This window comes from Streptomyces rubrogriseus, assembly GCF_027947575.1.
In the GTDB taxonomy this organism is placed as follows: domain Bacteria; phylum Actinomycetota; class Actinomycetes; order Streptomycetales; family Streptomycetaceae; genus Streptomyces; species Streptomyces rubrogriseus.
The window spans coordinates 1,510,615-1,525,897 of the sequence record NZ_CP116256.1 but is presented as its reverse complement, the minus strand read 5'-3'; the positions used below and the strand labels follow the sequence as shown (position 1 = coordinate 1,525,897).

The 15,283-nt window shown below is 74.3% G+C and carries 6 protein-coding genes and 2 pseudogenes; 7 read left to right on the top strand and 1 reads right to left on the bottom strand.

The window, feature by feature from the left end; all coding sequences use genetic code 11:
* Nucleotides 1-3: 3 nt before the first annotated feature.
* The 7 genes and pseudogenes from Sru02f_RS06585 (at nucleotide 4) to Sru02f_RS06555 (ending at nucleotide 14,303) form a co-directional block, all read left to right on the top strand.
* The gene (locus Sru02f_RS06585; RefSeq protein ID WP_373103401.1) at nucleotides 4-4,872 is read left to right on the top strand and encodes a type I polyketide synthase; all 4,869 of its coding nucleotides are present in this window, start codon (nucleotides 4-6) and stop codon (nucleotides 4,870-4,872) included.
* 42 nt (nucleotides 4,873-4,914) lie between these two features.
* Nucleotides 4,915-6,525 (top strand): annotated as a pseudogene (locus Sru02f_RS06580) (type I polyketide synthase); the annotation flags it as partial.
* A gap of 217 nt (nucleotides 6,526-6,742) precedes the next feature.
* Nucleotides 6,743-7,595, top strand: a pseudogene (locus tag Sru02f_RS06575) (acyltransferase domain-containing protein); the annotation flags it as partial.
* A gap of 142 nt (nucleotides 7,596-7,737) precedes the next feature.
* Nucleotides 7,738-10,539 carry a KR domain-containing protein gene (locus Sru02f_RS06570; RefSeq protein WP_409351426.1) on the top strand — a complete coding sequence of 934 codons (2,802 nt, stop codon included), beginning with the start codon at nucleotides 7,738-7,740 and terminating at the stop codon, nucleotides 10,537-10,539.
* Entirely contained in the window at nucleotides 10,536-12,050 is a 1,515-nt protein-coding gene (locus tag Sru02f_RS06565) for an FAD-dependent oxidoreductase (RefSeq protein WP_109033065.1), read from the top strand. The genes Sru02f_RS06570 and Sru02f_RS06565 overlap by 4 nt, the downstream gene beginning before the upstream one ends.
* Nucleotides 12,051-12,093: 43 nt before the next feature.
* Nucleotides 12,094-13,662, top strand: coding sequence for an acyl-CoA carboxylase subunit beta (locus tag Sru02f_RS06560; RefSeq protein ID WP_109033114.1), 1,569 nt, complete (start codon nucleotides 12,094-12,096; stop codon nucleotides 13,660-13,662).
* The gene (locus Sru02f_RS06555; protein ID WP_109033064.1) at nucleotides 13,659-14,303 is read left to right on the top strand and encodes a TetR/AcrR family transcriptional regulator; all 645 of its coding nucleotides are present in this window, start codon (nucleotides 13,659-13,661) and stop codon (nucleotides 14,301-14,303) included. Before Sru02f_RS06560 ends, Sru02f_RS06555 begins: the two co-directional genes overlap by 4 nt.
* 31 nt (nucleotides 14,304-14,334) lie before the next feature.
* Here the strand turns inward: Sru02f_RS06555 and Sru02f_RS06550 are convergent, their stop codons facing one another.
* The gene (locus Sru02f_RS06550; protein WP_109033063.1) at nucleotides 14,335-15,261 is read right to left on the bottom strand and encodes an AfsA-related hotdog domain-containing protein; all 927 of its coding nucleotides are present in this window, start codon (nucleotides 15,259-15,261) and stop codon (nucleotides 14,335-14,337) included.
* Nucleotides 15,262-15,283: the final 22 nt, after the last annotated feature.

Sequence of the window (15,283 nt, the reverse complement as noted above, 5' to 3'; positions counted from 1 at the left end):
GAAGTGGGAGACATGGCGAACACACCGCCGGAAGCCGTCGTCGAGGCACTGCGTGACGCACTGAAGGAGTCCGCCCGGCTGCGGCGGCAGAACCAGGAGTTGCTCGCCGCCTCGGCCGAGCCGATCGCCGTCGTGGGGATGGGCTGCCGCTACCCGGGTGCCGTCACCTCGCCCGAGGACCTGTGGTCCCTGGTGGACTCCGGCGCCGACGTGGTCGGTTCCTTCCCCGCCGACCGCGGCTGGGACGTGGAGGGCCTCTACCACCCCGACCCCGACCATTCCGGCACCTCGTACGTCCGCGAAGGTGCCTTCCTCTACGACGTGGCCGACTTCGACGCCGACTTCTTCGGTGTCTCGCCCCGCGAGGCCCTGGCCATGGACCCCCAGCAGCGGCTGCTGCTGGAGACCTCCTGGGAAGCGCTCGAACACGCCGGCATCGCCCCCACCGCGCTGCGCGGCACCCGCACCGGCGTCTACACGGGCGTGATGTACCACGACTACATCAGCCGGCTGCCCGAGGTCGCCGACGACCTCCAGGGCTATCTGACCACCGGCAGCCACGGCAGCGTGGCGTCCGGGCGCATCTCCTACGTGCTGGGGCTGGAGGGCCCGGCGGTCTCGGTGGACACCGCCTGCTCCTCCTCCCTGGTCTCCCTGCACCTGGCCTGCCAGGCCCTGCGCGACGGCGACTGCTCCCTGGCCCTGGCCGGCGGAGTGGCGGTGCTGGCCTCGCCGTTCGTCTTCGTCGAGCACAGCCGGCAGCGGGCCCTGGCGCAGAACGGCCGGGTGAAGGCGTTCGCGGGGGCCGCCGACGGCACCGCCTGGGGCGAGGGGGCCGGCATGCTGGTCCTGGAGCGTCTGAGCGACGCCCGCCGCAACGGACACCGCGTCCTGGCCGTCGTCCGCGGCACCGCCGTCAACCAGGACGGCGCCAGCAGCGGACTCACCGCGCCCAACGGACCCTCCCAGCAACGCGTCATCCGCCAGGCACTCGCCAACGCCCGCCTCACCCCGGCCGACATCGACGTCGTCGAAGCCCACGGCACCGGCACCCGCCTCGGCGACCCCATCGAAGCCCAGGCCCTCCTGGCCACCTACGGCCAGAACCGACCCGACGGTCAACCCCTCTGGCTCGGCTCCGTCAAATCCAACCTCGGCCACACCCAGGCAGCCGCCGGCGTCGCCGGCCTCATCAAAATGGTGCAGGCCCTGCGGCACGAGCAGCTCCCCAAGACCCTGCACGTCGACGAACCCACCCCGATGGTCGACTGGGACAGCGGCCACGTCCGCCTGCTCACCGAAGCACACCCCTGGCCCGCACGCCCCGACCGCCCCCGCCGCGCCGGCATCTCCGCCTTCGGCGTCAGCGGCACCAACGCCCACGCCATCATCGAAGAAGCACCCGAGCACACCCCCGAACCGGAGCAGGCGGACTCCCAGGCACCGGCCGAGTCCGAGTCCCTCCCGGACACGCTGCACGGCGGTGCGGTGCCGCTGCTGGTGTCGGCCCGGAGCGCGGCCGCGCTGCGCGACCAGGCCGGCCGCCTGCACGACGCCCTCGAAGCCGACCCGGACCTGCCCCTCCCGGCGGTCGGCCGCACGCTGGCGGTCGGACGGGCCGAGCTGGAGCACCGTGCGATCGTGGTCGGCGCACACCGCGAGGAGGTGCTTTCCGGGCTCGCCGCCCTGCGGGCCGGCGAGCCGTCGCCGCAGGTGGTGCGCGGCGTGGCCGGCGAGCGCGGGCGGACCGTGTTCGTCTTCCCCGGGCACGGGGCGCAGTGGGCCGGCATGGGGGCTGGTCTGCTGGAGTCCTCGGAGGTCTTCCGCGACCGCTTCCAGGAGTGCGCCGACGCACTCGCCCCGTACCTGGACTGGTCACCCGCCGCCGTGCTGCTGGACGCCGAGTTGCTGGAGCGGGTCGAGTACGTGCAACCGGTCCTGTGGGCCGTGATGGTGTCGCTGGCCGAACTGTGGCGGTCCTTCGGTGTCGAGCCCGACGCGGTGGTGGGGCACTCCCAGGGCGAGGTCGCCGCGGCGTGCGTCAGCGGCGCGCTGTCGCTGGCGGACGGCGCCCGTGTGGTCACCGCCCGCTCCCGGGTGATCCCCACCCTGCCGACCGGCGGCATGCTGTCGGTGTCGATGCCGCTCGACCTGCTCGAGAAGCGGTTGACCAAGTGGTCGGGGCGGCTGTCGGTCTCCGTGGTCAACGGGCTGACCTCGATCGTGGTCTCCGGTCCGGCGGAGGACTGTGCGGAGCTGCTCGCCGAGTGCGAGGCGGAGGGCATCAGGGCGCGGCTGCTCAAGGCGGCCCAGGCGGGGCACTCCCCGTACGTCGAGGCCGCGCGGGAGGAGTTGCTGAGCGCCTTAGCCCCGGTCGCTCCGGGGCGGCCCGAGATCCCCTTCTACTCCACCGTCACCGGTGGCCCGCTGGACGCGGATGCCTCCCTGGACGCCGAGTACTGGTATCTCAATCTGCGTCGGCCGGTCCGCTTCGACCTGGCGGCGCGGGCCCTGCTGGACGCCGGCTTCGCCACCTTCGTCGAGGCCGGACCGCACCCGGTGCTGTCGCTGGGCGTCGCGGAGATCGCCGAGGACGCCGGGGCCGAAGCGGTGGCCGTCGGTTCACTGCGGCGCGGGGAGGACGGCTGGGACCGGTTCCTGCTCTCCGTGGGCGAGGTGTGGGCCGCCGGACGGGCCGTCGAGTGGCGGGCCTTCTTCCCGGGCACCGGCCCGGGCGCGGAACTGCCCGGTTACGCCTTCCAGCACAAGCGCTTCTGGCTCGACGCCGAGGAGACGACGCGGACCGCCGACGCGGCGGACGACGGGGCCTTCTGGGACCTGGTGGCGGACGGCGACCCCGCCGGCCTCGCGGAGTTGCTCGGCACCGCGGAACAGGACGCCGTGGGCGCCGTACTGCCCGTCCTCGCGGACTGGCGGCGGAGCCGGGACCGGCGCACCCGGGCCGAGTCCTGGCGCTACCGGCTCGACTGGCAGCCCCTGACCTCCGCACCCGGCCGTCTGCGTGGGCTCTGGCTGGCCGTGGTCCCCGCCTCCGGCCCCTCGGAGACCGGCGACGAGGTGCTGGACGCGCTGCGGCAGGCCGGGGCCGACGTCGTCGCCGTACGGGCCGACGCCGACCTGCGCGAGGCCGCGGCCGGCCGTGAGGTCGCGGGGGTGCTCTCACTCCTCGCGCTCGACACGGCGGCTTCGGGCGCGACCGCCACGCTCTCCCTGATCCGCTCCCACGCCGACGGCGGGCTCGACGCCCCGCTGTGGCTGCTCACCCGGAGCGCCGTGCGCACCGGCGGCACCGAGCCGCTGCACCACCCGGAGCAGGCCGCCGTGTGGGGCCTGGCGCGGACCGCCGCGCTGGAGAACCCGCAGGGGTTCGGCGGCGTGATCGATCTGCCCGCGGTCCTCGGCGCGCGTGAACGGGCGCTCCTGCCGCAGGCGTTGACGGTCCCGGAAGAGGACCAGATCGCCGTGCGGGCCGGTGGTCTGCTCGGCTGCCGTCTGGTACGGGTCACCGGGCCCGCCCGGTCCGACCGGTCGCTGGGGGACGGAACCGTCCTGGTCACCGGTGCCACCACCGCGGTGGGCCGACGGCTGGCCCTGCGGCTGGCCCGCGCGAGCACGCCGCTGCTGCTGCTCACCGACCCCGGCGCGGCCCCGGAGTCGTCCGCCGAGCTGGCGCGGGAGGTGGACGGGCTCGGCGCCACGGCCGTCGTCGCCGCCTGGGACGGCCACGACGCCGGGGCGCTGCGCGCCCTGCTCGCGGACCTGCCGGAGGCGGCTCCGCTGTCGGCGGTGGTGCACACCGCCGGGCCCCTGCCGCAGACGGCGCTGGCCGACACCGAGCCGGAGGCCTTCGCGGCCGCCCTGGAGTCCGCCACCAGTGGTGCCTTCGTGCTTCACCGGGTGCTGGCGGAGGACGCCCATCCGCAGCTCTCGGACTTCGTGGTGATGTCCACGACCGCGGGTGTGTGGGGTGGCGCCGCCCAGGCGGTCGCCGCCGCCGCGGGGGCCACGCTGGAGGCGCTGGCCGCGCACCGCGACGGAGTCGGGCTGCCGGGCACCGCGATCGTCTGGGGGCCGGTCGAGGGAGACGACACCGACGCTCGGGCACGTGACGAACGGCTGAGCCTGCACGGGCTGTCCCGGCTGGAGCCCGAGCAGGCCCTGGACCTCCTCGGCGACGCGCTCGGCGGTCGTACGACCGCGCTCGTCGTGGCGGACGTCGACTGGGAGCGGTTCGCCCCGACGGTGACCGCCGTGCGTCCCGGTCGGCTGTTCACCGCGCTGACCGAGGCCCGGCCCACCGCGGCGGGACCGGCCTCGGCCACCGCCGGCACCGACCTGGCCGAGGCGCTGAGCGGGCTGTCGGCGGCCGATCGGGAACGGCACCTGGTGAGGGTGGTCGCCGCCGAGGCCGCCGCCGTGCTCGGCCACGCGGGCCCCGAGGACGTCGACCCCCGGCGGGCGTTGAAGCAGCTCGGCTTCGACTCCCTCGCCGTCGTGACGCTGCGCAACCGGCTGCATGCCGTCACCGGACTGCGGCTGCCGGCGACCCTGGCCTTCGACCACCCCACCCCGGAGGCCATCGCGTCCTATCTCCGGGACCGGCTGGCCCCCGCCACGGCGGAGGAGTCCGTGTCGGCCGGGCTCGGCCGACTGCGTGCCGCGGTCCGCTCCGCCGACACCGCGGAACTGCGCCAGGACCTCGCCGCGGAGCTGCGTGCCGCGCTGGCGGAGCTGACGGCCGAGGAGCCCGACGGCGCGGACGGCACCGGGTCGGGAGCCTCCGAACGACTGCTGTCCGCCAGTGACGAGGACATCTTCGACTACATCGACAACGAGCTCGGCACGCTCTAGCCCGCGGCCGCAGCGGAGGAACACATGTCTGACGAGAGCAAGCTTCGCGACTACCTCAAGCGGGTCACGGTGGACCTGGCCGAGACCCGCCGCCGCCTGCGCGAGGCCGACGAGGTGCGGCACGAGCCGATCGCCGTCGTCGGCATGGGCTGCCGCTACGCCGGTGCCGTCACCTCGCCCGAGGACCTGTGGTCCCTGGTGGACTCCGGCGCCGACGTGGTCGGTTCCTTCCCCACCGACCGCGGCTGGGACCTCGACGGCCTCTACCACCCCGACCCCGACCACCCCGGCACCTCGTACGTCCGCGAAGGCGCCTTCCTCTACGACGCGGCCGACTTCGACGCCGACTTCTTCGGTGTCTCGCCCCGCGAGGCCCTGGCCATGGACCCCCAGCAGCGGCTGCTGCTGGAGACCTCCTGGGAAGCGCTCGAACACGCCGGCATCCCGCCCGCCGCACTCCACGGCACCCGCACCGGCGTCTACACCGGCCTCAGTACGAGCGACTACGCCGCGCATCTCGGCCGGGCCGCCGAGGACGTCGAGGCGCACCGGCTGACCGGTGTCGCGCCGAGCGTGGCGTCCGGGCGCATCTCCTACGTGCTGGGGCTGGAGGGCCCGGCGGTCTCGGTGGACACCGCCTGCTCCTCCTCCCTGGTCTCCCTGCACCTGGCCTGCCAGGCCCTGCGCGACGGCGACTGCTCCCTGGCCCTGGCCGGCGGAGTCACCGTGCTGGGGTCGGCGTCGGCGTTCGTGGACTTCAGCCGCCAGCGCGGACTCGCCCCGGACGCGCGGGTGAAGGCGTTCGCGGGGGCCGCCGACGGCACCGCCTGGGGCGAGGGGGCCGGCATGCTGGTCCTGGAGCGTCTGAGCGACGCCCGCCGCAACGGACACCGCGTCCTGGCCGTCGTCCGCGGCACCGCCGTCAACCAGGACGGCGCCAGCAACGGACTCACCGCACCCAACGGACCCTCCCAGCAACGCGTCATCCGCCAGGCCCTCGCCAACGCCCGCCTCACCCCCGCCGACATCGACGCCGTCGAAGCCCACGGCACCGGCACCCGCCTCGGCGACCCCATCGAAGCCCAGGCCCTCCTGGCCACCTACGGCCAGAACCGACCCGACGGTCAACCCCTCTGGCTCGGCTCCGTCAAATCCAACCTCGGCCACACCGGTCCCGCGGCGGGAGTGGCCGGGGTGATCAAGATGGTGCAGGCCCTGCGGCACGAGCAGCTCCCCAAGACCCTGCACGTCGACGAACCCACCCCGATGGTCGACTGGGACAGCGGCCACGTCCGCCTGCTCACCGAAACACACCCCTGGCCCGCACGCCCCGACCGCCCCCGCCGCGCCGGCATCTCCGCCTTCGGCGTCAGCGGCACCAACGCCCACGCCATCATCGAAGAAGCACCCGAACACACCCCCGAACCGGAGCAGGCGGCCGCGCCCGCATCCACCGCACCGGCGGACACGGGCGGATCGACGGTCGACGCGGAGACCACCGGAGCCGCCGGGGTGTTGCGGGTGGCCGACCGGCCCACCACCCCCACACCCACCGAAACACCCACCCCCCTCCCCTTCCTCCTCTCCGCCAGAACCGAACCCGCCCTACACGCCCAAGCCCAACGCCTCCACCACCACCTCACCCAACACCCCCACACCCCCTCCCCGCCATCGCCCGCACCCTCGCAACCGAACGCACCCACCACCCCCACCGCGCCGCCATCATCGCCACCACCCACCACGAACTCCTCACCACCCTCACCGCCCTCACCAACGACCAACCCCACCCCAACCTCACCCAACACACCACCCACCAACCCCCGGCCCCCTCGTCTTCGTCCTCCCCGGACAAGGCAGCCAATGGCCCGGCATGACCCTCGACCTCCTCGACCACTACCCCCCCTACGCCCACCACTTCCACACCATCACCCACACCCTCCAACCCCACCTCCCCTTCGACCTCGAACAAACCCTCCGCAACACCACCCACCAACCCGAACTCCTCCAACGCATCGACCTCCTCCAACCCCTCCTCTTCACCATCAACACCGCACTCGCCCAAACCTGGCACACCCACGGCCTCACCCCCCACGCCTACACCGGCCACTCCCAAGGCGAAATCACCGCCGCCCACCTCGCCGGCGCCCTCACCCTCCAACAAGCAGCCCACATCATCACCACCCGCTCCCACCTCTTCCACACCCACCTCACCGGCCACGGCGCCATCGCCACCATCGAAGCCACCCCCCAACAACTCACCCCCCACCTCACCCACCACCCCAACCTCCACATCGCCGGCACCAACAGCCCCACCACCACCAACATCGCCGGCCCCACCCACCAACTCCACACCCTCATCAACACCCTCCGCCAACAAGGAACCCGCGCCCACCTCATCCCCGCCACCGTCCCCAGCCACAGCCCCGCCCTCGAACCCCTCAAACACCACATCCTCAACGACCTCAACCACCTCACCCCCCAACCCACCCACACCCCCTCTACTCCACCACCACCACCCACCCCACCCCCGGCACCAACCTCACCCCCACCACTGGTACAACAACGCCCGCCAACCCGTCGCCTTCCACCCCACCATCACCCAACTCCTCAACGACGGACACACCACCTACCTCGAACCCTCCCCCCACCCCGTCCTCACCCACCACATCGAAAACACCGCCCACCACCACAACACCCCCATCCACACCCTCACCACCCTCCGCCGCAACACCAACGGACCCCACCAACTCCTCACCAACCTCACCCACGCCTGGACCCACGGCCACCCCATCACCTTCACCCCCACCCTCCCCCCACCCCCACCACCCCCTCCCCACCTACCCCTTCCAACACCACCCCTACTGGATCACCGCGGCAGCCCAGCAGGAGCGGCCGGCGGTTCCGGAGGGTGCGGCCGACGCACCCCTGTGGCGGGCGGTGGACAGCGGCGACGTGACGGAGCTGGCGAGTGTGCTGCCCGCGCCGGACGCGGCGCTGCGGGAGGTGCTGCCCGCGCTGGCCTCCTGGCGGGAGCGTGCGCGGCGCCGCGCCCGGATCGACTCGTGGCGGTACGCGGCCGCCTGGCACTCCGTCAGCGTGCCGCCGGCCGCCGCGGCGTCCGGGGACTGGCTGGTCGTCGCCGCCGACCGGCGAGCGACGGAGGACGCGACGGAGGCGGCCGTCCTGGAGGTGCTGGGCCAATGGGCCTCCCGGGTGGTCCGGGTGCCGGCGGACCCGGACCGGCGGGTGCTCGCCGAACGGCTGCGCGAGGCGGCCGCCGGACTGGAACCGGTGGGTGTGCTCTCGCTGTCGCTCGGCCCGGAGCCGGACGCGCCGGGGGCGCTGGCGCTGATCCAGGCCCACGACGACGCGGGGCTCACCGCACCCCTGTGGCTGCTCACCAGCGGCGCCGTCACCACCTCGGACTCCGACCCGCTCACCGCCCCGGCCGCAGCCCGGATCTGGGGGACGGGCCGGGTCGCGGCGCTGGAGCACCCCGGCACCTGGGGCGGACTGATCGACCTGCCCGGCGACGCGGCACCCGATCGGGGCCTGCTGCGGACCTGGCTGCCCCGCGCCCTCACCCTGACCGGTGAGGACCAGCTCGCCGTGCGCCGGGCGGGCCTGCTCGCCTGCCGGCTGACGCACGCACCGGTCCGGGACACGGCCGTCACGCCCTGGCAGCCGAGCGGCACGGTGCTGATCACCGGCGCCGACCACCCCACGGCGGCCCCGTTGGCCCGGCGGCTGGTCCGGGAGGGTGCGCGGCGGCTGCTGCTGGTGGTCCCGCCGCAGGCCGATCCGGCGGCGGCCACGGTCCTGGCGGCGGAGGTGGCCTCGCTGGGTGCCGAGGCCGAGGTCGAGCCGTGCGACCTCGGCGACCGGGCGGCCGTGGCCCGGCTGCTGGACGGGACACCGCCGGCGGCACCCCTGGACTCGGTCTTCCACGTGGCGGAGCTGCTGGAGGAGGGACCGCTCGCCACGTTCCCGGCCGAACGGTTCCAGCAGGTGCTGGAGGCGAAGGCCGGTACGGCGCAGGTGCTGCACGAGGCGACCCTGGACCGCGGGCTCTCCGCGTTCGTCCTGTTCTCGTCGTTCAGTGCCACCCTCGGCGGCGGCGTCGGACTGGGCGCCTTCGCCGCGGCCAACGCCCACCTGGACGCGCTCGCGGCGCACCGCCGTTCGCTGGGCCTGCCCGCGACCTCGGTCGGCTGGGGCGGCTGGGCCAACGAGGGCAGCACCGACGCCGAGCGCGAGTTCGAGCGGTCCCGCCGGGAACGGCTGGCCCAGCGGGGACTGCCCGCGCTCGACCCGGATCTCGCGCTCGACGCGCTGCTGGAGTGCGTGTCGCTCCCCGAGGGCGCTCTCGTCATGGTCGACGTGGACTGGGAGCGCTACCTGCCGCGGCTGACCGCCGCCCGGCCGAACGCGCTCTTCGACGCGCTGCCGCAGGCCCGGGCCCTCGTGACGGGTCCCGAACGGGCTCCCGGCGCCGGCGTCGCGGCATCGGCCGCCACCCGGCTGCCCGATCTGGCGGGGCTCGCCCCGGAGCAGCGGCGCGATCTCCTGCTCGCGGCCGTGCGGGCCGAGTGCGCCGCGGTGCTCGGTCACCCCTCCGGCGACGCCGTGGCAGCCGAGCGTGCCTTCCTGGAGCTGGGCATGGATTCGCTGACCACCCTGGAACTGCGCAACCGGCTCGGTGCCGCCACGGGGCTGCGGCTCGCCCCGGACGTCGTACTGCGCGGCCGGACGCCGGAGGGCCTCGCGGCGCTGCTCGCCGACGAAGTGACGGGCCCGGGCGGCGGGGCCGAGACTCCCTCCTCCCCGCCGACGCTGTACGGCTCGATGCTGCGCGCGGCGGTCGACCGGGGCCGGGTCCCGCAGTTCGTCGAACTGCTCGCCGACACCGCGGACTTCCGTTCCTCCTTCCGCACGCCCGAACCGGACGTGCTGCCCGAACCGGTGGAGCTGGTGCGGGGTACGGGCGAAGGACCGGGCATCTTCTGCTTCCCGACCGTGCTGGCCTCCTCGGGCCCGGTGCAGTACGCCCGCCTGGCCGCGGCGCTGCCCGGGGAGCACTCGGTGACGGCCTTCGCGCTCCCCGGCTACCAGGACGACGGCATGCGGCTGCCGGCCGACCTCGGGGCCCTGGTCGAGGCCGCGGCCACGGCCGTACGGGACCGGTCCGCGGGGGCGCCGGCCGTCCTGCTGGGCTACTCCTCGGGAGGACTGCTCGCCCAGGCGGTGGCCGAGCGGCTGGAGGACTGGGGGGTGCACCCCGCGGCGCTGGTCCTGATCGACAGCCAGGTGCTCGGCGACGGGCTCCTGGACCGCCTGGGCGCCGAGCTGATGGCGGGCATGACCGCCCGGCTGGGCGGGGCGGCGACACGGCTCGACGACGTCCGGCTGACCGCGATGGGCCGCTACCTGAGGCTGCTGGCCGACTACACGCCGGGGGCGGTCAAAGCCCCCACGCTGCTGGGTGTCGCGGGGTCGCCCGTGCCCGGCTGGACCCCGGAGCACCGGTGGCAGGCCTCCTGGCCCCGGCCGCACGAGCGGGTCGACCTGCCCGGTGACCACTTCTCTGTGATGGAGGACCACGCCGAGCCCACCGCGTCCGCCGTGGCGACCTGGCTCGGCCACGTCCTGAGCGAAGGAGAACGATGACAGCCGAATCCGGTACCACCGAGCGTTGCTCCGTCGTGATCGTCGGCGGCGGCACCTGCGGCCTGGCCGCCGCCTGCGAACTGCTGCAACTGGGCGTGTCGGTGCGCCTGCTGGAGTCGCAGCCCGAGGCGGCCAAGGGCTCCCGGGCGATCCTGCTGTGGCCGCTCGGGCTGGCCGTGCTGCGCCACCTCGGACTGTACGAGGAGGCCGTGCGCCGCGGGCTGCCGCTGCGCTCGCTCGTCTACCACCTCGACGGCGGCCGGCGACTGCGCAGCGAGATCGGTGCGGAGAACGAGGCACTGCTGCTGCCGCAGGAGCAGACCAGCCGGCTGCTGGAGGAGCGGCTGACGGAACTGGGCGGCAGGGTGGAGCGGTCCGCCCGTGTCACCGACGTCGTCGCCGACGACCGGGGCGTCACCGTCAAGACCCAGGGCCCCGACGGCGGTGAACTCGTCGAGGCGGACTGGCTGATCGGCGCCGACGGCCTGGGCAGCACCGTCCGGGAGCGGCTCGGCGTCGAGTTTCCCGGCACCACCCTGCCGACGACGTACCTGGCCGCCGAGGGCCGCGTCGACGGCGAGGCCGAGCGGGGCGCCGTCCACTACTTCCTGCGCTCCACCGGGCCGATGGTGTTCGCGCCGCTGCGCGACGGCGTCACCCGGCTCGGCACGCCCGTCGGCCCGGACACCCCGCTCGTCGCGGAGACCGTGCAGCGGCTGCTGGACGAGCGTGGGCCCGGAGGACTGCGGGTGCGCGAACTCGACACCCTGGACACCTTCGGCAGCCAGGAGCGGATCGCGACAGAGCTGCGCAAGGGGCGGTGCTTCCTGGTCGGCGACGCGGCCCACACCCACTCGCCGATCGGCGGGCAGGGACTGAACCTGGGGCTCCAGGACGTGCACAACCTGGCCTGGAAGCTGGCCGGGGTGATCTCCGGGACCTTCGACGCGGCCATCCTCGACTCCTACGACAGCGAGCGGCGGCAGGCCGCGGAACAGATCCTGGTCAACACCGGTCGGTTCACCCGCATGTTCACGCTGGGCCCGGCCGCGGCGCGGGTCCGCAACGCCGCCTGGCGGCTGCTGGAGACGACCGGGGTGCTCCGTCGGCGGCTGGTGCCGCTGCTCGCGGGCTGGCGCGTGCGGTACGAGGGAGGCGGGTTGACGTCCGAGCCGGAGCGGACCGGGCGCGGGCTGCGGGCGCGCGGGCTGCGGCAGCCGCCGCTGCCGGGCTCGCGCACTCCCTCCTGGGTGCCGCCGGCCGGCGCGGGCGCCGACCCGCTCGCCTTCCGGATGGTCACCACCGGGCCGGTGGGCGGCGCGTTGGCCGTGGCGGCACGATCAGTGGCCGCCGCGTTTCCCCGACAGGTCCGCCACGAGCACCTGTCCCGTCCCGGCGCGGCGTTCCTGCTGCTGCGGCCCGACGGTTTCGTCGCCGCGTCCGGCACCACGCCCGAGGGGGCGCGGCGGGCGGGAACCCTGCTGACGGACCTCGTGACCCGCCCCGCCTGACTCCATGCACCGGGCAGCCGCCGCCACCGAAGGGGAGACCAGCATGCACGTCACCGACGAGCGGGCCGAGGGGTCCGGGACCGCCGAGCTGCGGCGCCGCAAGGAGGAGGCCCGCCGGGGACCCGATCCGGACGGTACCCGCAAGCAGCACGCGAAGGGCAAGCTCACCGCCCGGGAGCGTATCGACCTGCTCATGGACGAAGGGACGTTCCACGAGATCGAGCCGCTGCGCCGGCACCGTGCCACCGGGTTCGGCCTGGAGGCCAGGCGGCCCTACACCGACGGCGTGATCACCGGCTGGGGCGCCGTCCACGGGCGCAAGGTGTTCGTCTACGCGCACGACTTCCGCATCTTCGGCGGAGCCCTGGGCGAGGCCCACGCGGAGAAGATCCACAAGCTGATGGACCTGGCCGCGGCCACCGGCGCGCCCCTGGTCTCCCTCAACGACGGCGCGGGCGCCCGCATCCAGGAAGGGGTGACGGCACTCGCGGGCTACGGCGGCATCTTCCGGCGTAACGTCCGCAACTCGGGGGTGATCCCCCAGATCTCGGTGATGCTGGGTCCGTCGGCCGGCGGAGCGGCCTACTCGCCCGCGCTGTCCGACTTCGTGTTCATGGTCCGCTCCACCTCCCAGATGTTCGTCACCGGCCCGGACGTCGTCCAGGCCGTCACCGGCGAGCGGGTCTCCCACGACGACCTCGGGGGCGCCGACGTGCACGGCGCGACCTCCGGTGTGGCGCACTTCGTGCACGACGACGAGGAGAGCTGCCTGGAGGACGTGCGTTTCCTGCTCTCCCTGCTGCCCGCCAACAACCGTTCGGTGCCCGAGCACTACCCGTCCGGCGACCCGGCGGACCGGCGCACCGAGGCGCTGCGGGACCTGGTGCCCGAGGACCCCGGCCGGGCGTACGACGTCCGTGACGTGGTGGCGGAGATCGCCGACGAGGCGGAGTTCCTGGAGGTGCACGCGACCTGGGCGACCAACGTCGTGTGCGCGCTGGTCCGGCTGGACGGGCACGTCACGGGGATCGTCGCCAACCAACCGCTGTCCATGGCCGGGGCCCTCGACATCCATGCCGCCGAGAAGGCCGCACGCTTCGTGCAGATGTGCGATGCGTTCAGTATTCCGATCGTGACGCTCGTCGACGTGCCCGGCTTCCTGCCCGGCGTGGACCAGGAGCACCACGGCATCATCCGGCACGGGGCCAAGCTCCTGTACGCGTACTGCAACGCGACCGTGCCCCGGGTCTCGGTGGTGCTGCGCAAGGCGTACGGCGGCGCGTACATCGTCATGGACTCCCGCTCGGTGGGCGCCGACCTCGCCTACGCCTGGCCCGGCAACGAGATCGCGGTCATGGGCGCCGAGGGCGCCGCCAACGTCATCTTCCGCCGGGAGATCACCCAGTCCGACAGCCCCGACGAGACCCGTGCCCGGCTCGTCAAGGAGTACAAACAGGAGCTGATGCACCCCTACTACGGTGCCGAACGCGGCCTGGTGGACGACGTCATAGAACCCGCGGAGACCCGCGCGGTCCTGATCGCGTCACTGGCCATGCTGCGTGCCAAGCACGCCGACCTGCCGGTGCGCAAGCACGGCAACCCGCCGCTGTGAACCACGGACCGCCCCCGCGGCGAAGCGACGCGACGCGCAACCGCGGTCTGCTGGTGCGGGCGGCCCGGGAGGCGTTCACCGCGGAGGGTCTGCACGCCCCGCTGGACGGGGTCGCCCGGCGCGCGGGGGTGAGCAGCGGCACGCTCTACCGCCACTTCCCCAGCCGGCGGGCGCTCGTGGAGGAGGTCTTCTCCGGCACGCTCGCCGAGTTCGTCGCGGCGGGCGAGCGTGCCATGGCCGTCCAGGACGCGTGGACCGCTCTGACGGCCTACCTGGACACTACGTTCCCGGTGCTGCCGTCCGAGTGCGGATCCGGGTGTCGCGGCGGTGCCTGTCCCGAAGACGCGCCGTCCCTGGCGGCGGTGCGCGACCGGCACCGCCGGACCGTCCGCGCCCTGCTCCACCGTGGCCGCGGGCAGGGCACGATCCGCCCCGACGTCTCCGCCGAAGACCTGCTGTTCGCGCTGGCCGTGCTGGGCCGTGCCCTTCCCGGGCTCGCCGGCACCGCTCCCGGCGCCTGGCGGCGTCCGCTGCGACTGCTGCTCGACGGCCTGCGCGCCCGTCCCGCGGCGACGCCGCTGCCCGCGTCCCCGCTCACCGCGGGCGAACTCGACGCGGTGCTGCGCCCGCACCGGCCATGACCGGTGCGGGCCGCCCGACCGAGCCGCCGGGTCACGCGTCTGACGCGGTCAGCTCCAGGGTTCCTCCGGCGACGCGGACGTCGGCCTGATCGACGCCGACCGACACGGCCACGGTCCCCGGGCGCCCTGTCACCGACACCGCACAGGTGGCGGGCACGTCGGTCTCCGCGAAGATGCCGAATTCCAGGTCGACCCGGACCAGGGCCGTCGCGTCGGTGGGCAGGCCCGCCTCGGCCGCGCCCCGCAGGGCGGACTGCCGCATGGCCTCGATGAGCAGAGACGCGGGCAGGTGGTCGTAGGCGCGGTCGAAGAACGAGGGATGGGACCGGTCGACCACCACGGGGTACCGGTGGGGTGCCACAGCCGGCGCGATGACCACGTTGCGCCGGTCGCGGCGGCCGACCAGGGCGGGGTCGATCGGCCCGGCCGCCGGAGCCTCCGCCCCTCCCGCGGCCCGCCGGGACCGCTGGTAGTCCCGCAGTTCGCGGTAGGACTCGGTGGGGAAGAGGACCCCGGCGAACGACAGCGTCGCGGCCCGGGTCGCGCCGACGAGGAAGTCGCCGTCCATGTCGAAGGTGCCGCTCCCGCGCGAGACGCGCACCTTGACGACGCCCCGCAGGGGTTCGGTTCCCTCGGCGCGGAACGCGTCCGGCTCCGTGACGGCCAGCGTCAGTCGCTGCACGGCCGACGGGGTGCCCTTCGCGACGCCGAGGTACTCGTGCCGGACCACGACGAACGCCTGCCTGAACGCCTCGATGACGAATGCCGGGTCGTGCCGGCCCGCCGCCTGGTCGGACCACAGGGGATGGTCGTGCGGCACGAGCACGGCGAGGGCGAACTCGTCCGGGCCGAGGCGCGTGTGGTCGGTGACGAACACCTCGCGGGCCGACCGCCGGTTCACCTGAGCGGGCGGCACCGGCCGGTCGAAGCTGAGGGCGGGAAGGGGTTCGGTGGTCATCGGGGCCTCCGGGAGGGACCGC

What these genes read in the sequence shown, in the direction of transcription:
- Sru02f_RS06565 (WP_109033065.1), top strand. Translation starts at nt 10,536, where the DNA reads ATGACAGCCGAATCCGGTACCACCGAGCGTTGCTCCGTCGTGATCGTC.
- Sru02f_RS06560 (WP_109033114.1), top strand. Translation starts at nt 12,094, where the DNA reads ATGCACGTCACCGACGAGCGGGCCGAGGGGTCCGGGACCGCCGAGCTG.
- Sru02f_RS06550 (WP_109033063.1), bottom strand. Translation starts at nt 15,261, where the DNA reads ATGACCACCGAACCCCTTCCCGCCCTCAGCTTCGACCGGCCGGTGCCG.